The following is an 8645-nucleotide window of genomic DNA, read 5'->3' as shown; positions in this document are numbered from 1 at the left end:
CGCTCGCTGCTCGACCTGGGTGGCGGCACCGGCGCGGCGGCCTGGGCGGCCTGCGACGTCTTCCCGGAGCTCGCGCAGGTGACCGTCGTCGACCAGGTCGCGGACGCGCTCGACCTGGGCCGGTCCCTTGCCAGCGGCGCCCTCCACGAGGGTCTGCGCTCGGCGCAGTGGCGCACCGCCCGGCTCGACGCGAAGCCGGTGCCGGGAGCCGACCTCGTGACCCTCTCCTACGTCCTCAGCGAGCTGTCGCCGCGGCAGCGAGCCGAGGTGGTGTCGGCGGCTGCGGGCTGTGGCGATGCCATGGTGGTGCTCGAGCCCGGTACCCCCGACGGCTACCGCCGCATCCTCGCGGCAAGGACACAGCTCATCGCCGGCGGATCCGTGGTCGTCGCACCCTGTCCGCACGACGAGGCCTGTCCCCTCGCCGCCGACGACTGGTGCCACTTCGCGGCGCGGATCAACCGCTCGGCGCTGCACCGCAGGGTCAAGGGCGGCGAGCTCGGCCACGAGGACGAGAAGTTCTCGTATGTCGCCGTGTTGCCTGCTCATCCGGGACGTCCTGCGGAGTGGTCGCCAGGGCCGCCAAGACGCCGGACGTCCGTCGCCGGGAGCGATCCGGCCGCGCCCGCTCGCGTGCTGCGACATCCCGTGAAGCGCAAGGGGTTGGTGCAGCTCGAGCTGTGTCGGCCGGACGGGACGGCATCGCGGGAGATCGTGTCCAAGCGGCAGGGGCCGGCCTACCGGGCGGCTCGTGAAATCGCCTGGGGAGACGCGTGGCCGCCAGCCACCTGAGGCCGACGTTCGCCAAGGTTCGCACGCGCAAACGCGCTGTCGCTTCGACGTCGCGGGCGAGGCGTCGCCTCAGACGATGCCGTAGAGGCGGTCGCCCGCATCACCGAGGCCGGGCACGATGTAGCCCTGTTCGTTGAGCTTCTCGTCGATCGCGCCGGTGACCAGCGTGACCGGGATCTTCAGGCCCGACAGCTCCTGCTCGACCCGCTTGATCCCCTCCGGGGCGGCCAGCAGGCAGAGTGCGGTGATGTCGTCGGCGCCACGGTCGACGAGGTAGTGGATCGCCGCGGCCAGGGTGCCGCCGGTCGCGAGCATCGGGTCGAGCAGGTAGCACTGACGCGCGTCCAGGTCCTCGGGCAGCCGGTTGGCGTAGGTGTGCGCCTCCAAGGTCTCCTCGTTGCGGACCATGCCGAGGAAGCCGACCTCCGCGGTGGGCAGCAGCCGCACCATCCCGTCGAGCATGCCGAGACCCGCGCGCAGGATCGGCACCACCAGCGGCTTGGGGGACGCGAGCCGGATGCCGCTGGTCGGCGCGACCGGCGTGACGATGTCGACAGGTTCAACCCGCACCTCCCGCGTCGCCTCGTAGGCGAGCAGGGTCACCAGCTCGTCGGCCAGCCGCCGGAAGGTCGGCGAGTCCGTCTCCCGGTCACGCAGAGCGGTGAGCTTGTGGGCGATCAGCGGGTGGTCGGCAACGTGGACGCGCATGGGGGCAACCTACCGTGCGGGAAGTCGTTCGAGCTCGGTCCGGACCGCCGCCACGGCTTCGGGGGAGGAGATGCCCAGACGATGGATCCGCGACGCGAACTCCCGGGCCGCCTCCTCCAGCTGGGCCCTGCTCGTGGCCGCAGTGAACCGTGGTGCGGCCGCGACGACCGTGCCGTGCCCTGTGGCAGGCCCCCGGACGCGATGAGGGTGGCGAGCTGCGACCGGATCTGCTCGTACATTTGAATGGTGCAACGGGTACTGATGAGTGAGGGGACGTGGGCGATGACGGCGTGTGCCTCGGGCACCATGGCTTGGTGAGCTCCTTCAGCCCCGCCGGGACCACTGAGCCGTATGCCGAGTGGATCGGCCATGCGTTGGGCGTCGCCGCGGAGTCGCTCGCCTCGGACGACGTGCCGGTGGGCGCCGTCGTGCTGGCACCGGACGGCGAGGTCATCGGGGTGGGTCGCAACCGGCGCGAGGCGGACGGTGACCCGACCGCCCATGCCGAGGTGGTCGCCATACGCTCGGCCGCTGCGGCGCTCGGCACGTGGCGCCTCGAGGGTTGCAGCCTGGCTGTGACGCTGGAGCCCTGTGCGATGTGCGCTGGCGCGCTGGTGCTGGCGCGGATCCAGCGGGTCGTGCTCGGCGCCTGGGACCCGAAGGCCGGGGCCTGTGGCTCGGTGTGGGACGTGGTCCGGGACCGTCGTGCCACCCATCGGGTGGAGGTCATCGGTGGTGTCCGTGAGCAGGAGTGCTCGCAGTTGCTGCTCGATTTCTTCGCGACCCACCGCCTCTAGTAACCTGTCCGGCGGTGGCGTGTCCGAGCGGCCTAAGGAGCACGCCTCGAAAGCGTGTGAGGGGGTAACTCCTCCGTGGGTTCAAATCCCACCGCCACCGCCACAACGAACGAGGCGGGACCCCGTGCGCCGCGAGGGGGTCCCGCCTCATCCGTTGTCTGATGTCGCCGGGGTGGGCAGGGGGTCCATCGGCGCGAGCCGGGTGACCTCCCGCCGGTAGGGAAGGGCGTCGCGCGGACCCTCCGACTGGAGCTGCTCGGCATACTCCCGTCCTGACCACACCGCCGCCGCGATGATGCCCGGGGCGAGCGCGTCTCCGATCAGGTCCACGGTCTTCAGCCCGGCTCCCGCCCACTGGTCCTCGCGCGCGATCAGTTCGGTGTGCAGCGGGCTGCGCGCGGCCCGGCCGGTGACCAGGACCAGGGTGTCCGCAGCGTGCTCCCGCAGCTCGCCGGTGAAGACGCACCCGGTGGTGACGACGCCCACTGGCCCGGCCGCGAGCGACCGCCGGGTGCTGACCTGGACGCCCGCGCCCATGATCCGGGTGCGGATCTTGGTCAGCTCCATGGTGTTGGCAGTCCAGGCGGAGACGTCTGCGGCCGGGGTGACCAGCTCCACCTGGTAGCCCTCGCGGGCGAGCAGCTCGGCCAGGGCACCGCCCATGTAGTAGTGGTCGTCGTCGTAGAGCAGCACCAGGCTGCCGGGGTCGGCCGGGCGTCGGCCGTGCATCAGGTCGTCGGGCGTGAGCAGGGAGACGTGCGCCGGGAGGTCCAGCGGAACAGCCCGCGACCGGCCGACGCCGTCGGCGCGCCACACGGCACCGGTGGCGACGGCCACGTGGTCGAAACCGTGCTCCAGCACCTCGTCGGCGCTCAGCTCGCTCTCGAAGTAGTGCTCGACGTTGGGCAGGGTGGTGAGCAGGTGTTCGCGATGGTCGACCACCCTGATCCACGCGGACAGCCCGGGGAGCCGCGCCTCCCGGCGGACCCGGCCGCCGAGGTGCCTGGACGACTCCAGCAGCGTGACATCGAAGCCGCGTCGTCCGAGCGAGGTCGCCGCCTCCAGCCCCGCCGGCCCTGCTCCGACGACCAGCACCCGTGCGTCGCTGCGGCGGGGCCGCAACCGCTCGGGGTGCCACCCGCGCCGCCACTCCTCGCCCATCGACGGGTTCTGGGTGCAGCGGATCGGCGAGCTCGTCCAGTCGCCGGAGACACAGATGTTGCAGCCGATGCACTCGCGGATCGCCTCGAGCCGGCCCTCCCGGATCTTGTTCGGCAGGAAGGGGTCGGCGATCGACGGCCGGGCGGCACCGATGAAATCCAGGACGCCGCTGCGGACCTGGCGCACCATCTCGTCGGGCGAGGTGAACCGGCCCACCCCCACGACCGGTTTGGACGTGAGCTGCTTCAGGCCCGCGACGGCCTTTTCCTGCCCGCCCTCCGGACCGAACCGGGAGGACATGGAGTCGTCCTCCCACGCGCCGGCGACGAAGTCCCACAGATCGGGCAACTCTGCCAAGGTGCCGACGATCTCCTCGGTCTCGGCCCGGCTGACCCCCATCTCCAGGTCGTCCACGCCGAGCCGGCAGGCCACTGCTGCCTTGCCGGCACACAGTTCGCGGGTCTCCTCGAGCACCTCGCGCAGCAGTCGCATGCGGCCGGCCAGGTCCCCGCCGTAGCCGTCGGTGCGCTGGTTGTGCCGCGGCGACAGGAACTGCTCCAGGACGGTCATGCCGTGTCCCGCATACACGTAGATCAGGTCGAAGCCTGCCTGCAGCGAGCGGCGGACCGCGGCACGGTGCCAGGCGCGCACGTCGGCGATGTCGGCCAGGGTCATGGCCCGGGCGTTGACCGGGTGGTGGTCGCTGGACACCGGGAGCGCGGTCGGGCCCATCGGCACGATCCGGCTGGCCAGGTTGGGGCTGTGCGCCCCGCCGTGGGTGAGCTCGATCCCTGCCAGCGCGTCATACTCATGGATCTTGTCGGCGATGCGGGCGACCGCCGGGATGTCGTCGTCGTCCCAGAGCCGCAGCTCGATGGCCGGCGTCAGGTCGGCGGTGGGGTGGATCTCCGCCTCCTCGGTGCACACGACGGCCCAGCCGCCCTCGGCCTTGACCCCGCGCATGAAGGCTTCGCTCGTGGGATCGCGGTAGCCCATGCCGTTGCAGTGCGGCACCTGGAAGAAGCGGTTGCGTGCCGTCACGGGCCCGATCGTGACCGGCGTGAAGAGGATGTCGTATCGGGGGTCGCGCGCCGGGTTGCTGGGGCTCACGTGCTGTCCTCCGCTCTGCCTGCACCGTGCGGGCTTCCGGCAGGGTAGCCCGGAGCGGGTGGGCGACCAGTCGCGCCCACGCTTCGACCAAGACGCCCAAAACGAGAGCGTTGGTCAGGCGGGCCGGTTGCGCCCGCGACGGGCGATGTGGACGGCGGCCCTCGGGAGTCGATGCCGGTGCCCCAGGAGGCGACGGCGGCGCCCACGGTCACGTTGTGCGCGCCGAAGGCGACCAGGTGCTGCAGGGCGGTCGGGTGCAGGCGCCACAGCACCGCCGCGTAGAACGTGGTGACCGCTGCCGCACCGGCGCCGATCTCCTCGGCTCTCCAGCCCAGCGTCTCCGTGAACGCGAGGACCGTGGCGAAGGCGAGCGCGGCGCTCGACCCGGCCCAGAGCGCCGCCCGTAACCGGTTCGACTGGTCGACCTGCCTCGCGGGGATGACCAGGCCCGCGGCGCACCACGGGAACGCTGGCCGTCCCCCTGCTCATCGTTCGACGGGCGTGACCGCAGGTCGTTCCGGATCGCGGCCGCCTGCTCGGCGCTGATGATCCCCTCCCGGACCCACCGGTCCACCTGCGCGGACACGTCCGCGAGCCGACTGGTCGTCATACCTCATCGTCTCCGCGCGGCGGCGCCTCTGGATGGGCCGTAGGTCCCGTCCCGGTCCACGGGCACCACCAGCGCGGCTGGTGCTGGGGGTGGCGAACTCTACGGGTGGGCACCTTCACAGACCTCGCCCGACTCGGTGATCCTTCAGGTGGCATGCCGACACACGAGGAGCACTGGTGACCGAGGACGTCTTCGCGCTGATGGACGAGTGGGGACCGGAGAAGGTGGTCTGCGTATCGGACCGCAGGACCGGCATGAAGGGCGTCCTGGTCCTGGACAACACCGCCCGCGGCATGGGCAAGGGCGGGACGCGGATGAGCCCCTCGCTCACCGTCGGCGAGGTGGCCCGGCTGGCCCGCACGATGACGTGGAAGTGGGCGGCGGTGGACCTGTTCCACGGAGGCGCCAAGGCCGGCATCCTCGGCGACCCGAACGCTCCGAACAAGGAGGAGGTTCTCCGTGCGTTCGCGCGGGCGCTGGCGAACGAGGTGCCGCGGGAGTACGTCTTCGGCCTCGACATGGGGCTCACCGAGAAGGACGCCGCCATCTTCATCGACGAGCTCGGCGACCGGGGCGCGTCGGTCGGACTGCCCAGGTCGCTCGGTGGACTGCCGTATGACGAGCTGGGCGTCACCGGCTTCGGGGTCGCCGAGGCCGCCGACGCCGCTGCCACCACGGTTGGCCTGTCGATCGACGGCGCTCGTGTCGCCATCCAGGGCTTCGGGGCCGTCGGTACCGCGGCCGCCGAGCGGTTCACCTCCTTGGGTGCCACCGTCGTCGCCGTCTCCACCGCCTCCGGCGCGGTCCACGAGCCCGACGGTGTGGACCTCGACCGGTTGCTCCGGCTGCGCGAACAGGCGGGTGACGACTGCGTGCGCGAGTACGGCGGCGTCCTGCCGGCGTCCAGTGCCCTGACGGTGGACTGCGACATCCTCGTGCCGGCCGCCACCCAGGACGTCGTGGGGGTCGAGGTGGCGCGCGAGACCCCGGCACGGCTGGTGGTCGAGGGCGCCAACATGCCGACCACGCCGGAAGCCTTGGAGCTGCTGGCTGCTCGCGGTGTCGCCGTCGTGCCCGACTTCATCGCCAACGCCGGAGGGGTGGTCGCGGCGGCCTTCTCGATGGCGGACCGCTATTCGGCGTTCGTGACCGACCCGGCAGACATCTTCGCGATGATCTCCACCAAGATGCGCGCCAACGCCGAGACGGTCCTGGCCGAGAGCCGCGCGCGGGGCACGACGCCGCACGTCGCCGCTCGCCAGCTGGCGCAGGAACGGGTCCGGACGGCGATGCGCCTGCGCGGCCAGGTGCCGGTCGAGGAGACCGTGGCTGGGACGCTGGCATGAGACGCGAGATCATGGAGACGATGGCGGTGCCCGGGACGACTGCAGGAGGTGGACGACGGTGACGCGAAGCGACCAGGTGCCGAGCCGCGCCTCGGTGGTCATCGTCGGAGGCGGTGTCATGGGGGTCAGCGCGGCCTTCCACCTGGCCGAGGCCGGGGTCCAGGACGTGGTGCTGGTCGAGAAGGCGGCCCTCGGGTCCGGGTCGACCTGCAAGGCGGCCGGGGGCGTGCGTGCGCAGTTCTCCGACCGGCTCAACATCGAGCTCGGCCGGCGCAGCCTGGAGGCGTTCCAGCGCTTCGGTGAGCGTCCCGGGCAGGAGATCGACCTGCACCAGGTGGGCTACCTCTTCCTGCTCGACGACGAGGAGATGGTCCGCACCTTCGAGACCAACGTGGCACTGCAGAACGAGCTCGGCGTGCCCAGCCGGATGCTCAGCCCGCAGGAGGCCCGGCAGCTCGCCCCGCTGATCGACACCGACGGCCTGCTCGCAGCGTCGTTCTCGCCGACCGACGGACACTGCACCCCGGAGTCGGTGGTGCTCGGATATGCCACCGGCGCCCGGCGGCACGGCGCCCGCATCGTGCCGGGTTGCGCCGCGCTGGGCATCGAGACCGTCGGCGACCGCATCGTCGCGGTGCAGACGGAGCGGGGGAGGATCGAGACCGACACGGTCATCTGTGCCGCGGGCGCCTGGGCCCAAGAGGTCGGCCGGTGGGTCGGGGTCGACCTTCCCGTCACACCGGTGCGCCGCCAGATCCTGGTGACCGAGCCGGTCGCCGACCTGCCTCCCGACCTGCCCATGACGCTCGACTTCTCGTCCAGCTTCTACTTCCACCGCGAGGGCGCCGGGCTGCTCATCGGCATGTCTGACCCGGACGAGGAGCCGGGCTTCAAGCTGAGCCGGACCGATGACTGGCTGCCGCGGCTCGGGGCGGCGATGGAGCGGCGGGCGCCGAGCCTGATGGACGTCGGCTTCGCCAGCGGTTGGGCGGGGCTCTACGAGATGACCCCCGACCACAACGCCCTGATCGGCGAGGCAACCGGTGTGGACCGGTTCCTCTACGCCACCGGCTTCTCCGGCCACGGCTTCCTCATGGGGCCCGCCGTCGGGGAGGTGCTCCGCGACCTGTATGCCGGCCGGACGCCATACGTGGACATCTCGCCATTGGACGCCACCCGGTTCGACCGGGCACAGTCACGACCAGAGCTCAACATCGTTTGAAGCCACCAGCAGCCACGAAAGCACCGAAGGTACAGGAGAACCCACTCATGAGCACCGCCACCGACACCCTGCCCACCGCCTCTGACCTGCAGGAGCAGGCACGGGCCGCGCTGGAGCGCTGCGGCGTCGACGTGGCCGCCCTGAAGGGCGACCAGAGCAGCCGTTCGCCGGTCAACGGCCAGGAGCTGCTGCCGCTGGCCTGGACCGACGCGGCGGGCGTGGACCGAGCCGTGGTGAACGCGAAGGAGGCGTTCGCGACGTGGCGCACCACTCCGGCACCGGTGCGCGGCGCGCTGGTGCGCCGGTTCGGCGAGCTGCTGCGGGAGCACAAGGCCGACATCGGTGCCCTGGTGAGCCTCGAGGTCGGCAAGATCACGTCCGAGGCGTTGGGCGAGGTCCAGGAGATGATCGACGTCTGCGACTTCGCGGTGGGTCTGTCGCGCCAGCTCTACGGCCGCACCATGCCGTCCGAGCGTCCGGGACACCGGCTGATGGAGACGTGGCACCCGCTCGGGGTGGTCGGCGTCATCTCGGCGTTCAATTTCCCGTGCGCGGTGTGGTCGTGGAACACCGCGGTGGCGCTGGTCTGCGGCGACCCGGTGGTGTGGAAGCCGTCCGAGGCGGCGCCGCTGACCGCGATCGCCTGCAACGCGGTGCTGCACAAGGCGATTGCCGAGGTCGGTGCCCCCGAGCACCTGAGTCAGGTCGTGATCGGCGGCGCGGACGTGGGAGAGCGGCTGGTCGAGCACGAGGACGTGGCCCTGCTCAGCGCGACGGGGTCGACGCGGATGGGGGCGCAGGTCGGCCCGAAGGTGGCGGCGCGCTTCGGCCGCTGTCTGCTCGAGCTGGGCGGCAACAACGCCGCGATCGTGGCGCCGTCGGCCGACCTGGACCTGGCC

7 protein-coding genes and 1 tRNA gene are annotated in these 8645 nt (G+C 71.6%); 6 read left to right on the top strand and 2 right to left on the bottom strand.

Annotation, left to right across the window (positions count from 1 at the left end; translation table 11 throughout):
* On the top strand, positions 1–792 hold a 792-nt coding region (locus FRW57_RS13235; RefSeq protein WP_152186190.1), incomplete at its 5' end, for a small ribosomal subunit Rsm22 family protein.
* A 69-nt stretch (positions 793–861) separates the two neighbouring features.
* On the opposite strand, the gene upp is transcribed toward FRW57_RS13235, so the two are convergent.
* Positions 862–1500 carry a uracil phosphoribosyltransferase gene (upp, locus tag FRW57_RS13230; RefSeq protein WP_137120320.1) on the bottom strand — a complete coding sequence of 213 codons (639 nt, stop codon included), beginning with the start codon at positions 1498–1500 and terminating at the stop codon, positions 862–864.
* A 314-nt stretch (positions 1501–1814) separates the two neighbouring features.
* Between upp and FRW57_RS13225 the strand changes: the two genes are divergently transcribed.
* Entirely contained in the window at positions 1815–2297 is a 483-nt protein-coding gene (locus tag FRW57_RS13225) for a nucleoside deaminase (protein WP_238384512.1), read from the top strand.
* Positions 2298–2310: 13 nt separating this feature from the next.
* Positions 2311–2400: transfer RNA gene (locus FRW57_RS13220), tRNA-Ser, on the top strand.
* A 44-nt stretch (positions 2401–2444) separates the two neighbouring features.
* Here the strand turns inward: FRW57_RS13220 and FRW57_RS13215 are convergent.
* A complete protein-coding gene (locus FRW57_RS13215) occupies positions 2445–4568 on the bottom strand; it encodes an oxidoreductase (RefSeq protein ID WP_152186189.1) in 2124 nt (707 codons plus the stop codon).
* 786 nt (positions 4569–5354) lie between these two features.
* Here FRW57_RS13215 and FRW57_RS13210 point away from each other — a divergent pair.
* The 3 genes from FRW57_RS13210 to FRW57_RS13200 all read left to right on the top strand — a co-directional run.
* Entirely contained in the window at positions 5355–6524 is a 1170-nt protein-coding gene (locus FRW57_RS13210; RefSeq protein WP_238384513.1) for a Glu/Leu/Phe/Val family dehydrogenase, read from the top strand.
* 58 nt (positions 6525–6582) lie between these two features.
* Positions 6583–7746, top strand: a complete 1164-nt coding sequence (locus FRW57_RS13205; RefSeq protein WP_238384514.1) for an NAD(P)/FAD-dependent oxidoreductase — start codon at positions 6583–6585, stop codon at positions 7744–7746.
* 47 nt (positions 7747–7793) lie between these two features.
* Positions 7794–8645: aldehyde dehydrogenase family protein (locus FRW57_RS13200; RefSeq protein WP_152186188.1), on the top strand; the 852-nt coding region annotated here is incomplete at its 3' end.

The sequence above is a fragment of the Segeticoccus rhizosphaerae genome (genome assembly GCF_009192725.1).
In the GTDB taxonomy this organism is placed as follows: Bacteria; Actinomycetota; Actinomycetes; order Actinomycetales; family Dermatophilaceae; genus Segeticoccus; species Segeticoccus rhizosphaerae.
The sequence above is the reverse complement of the archived record's forward strand: the minus strand, read 5'-3'. Positions and strand labels throughout refer to the sequence as shown.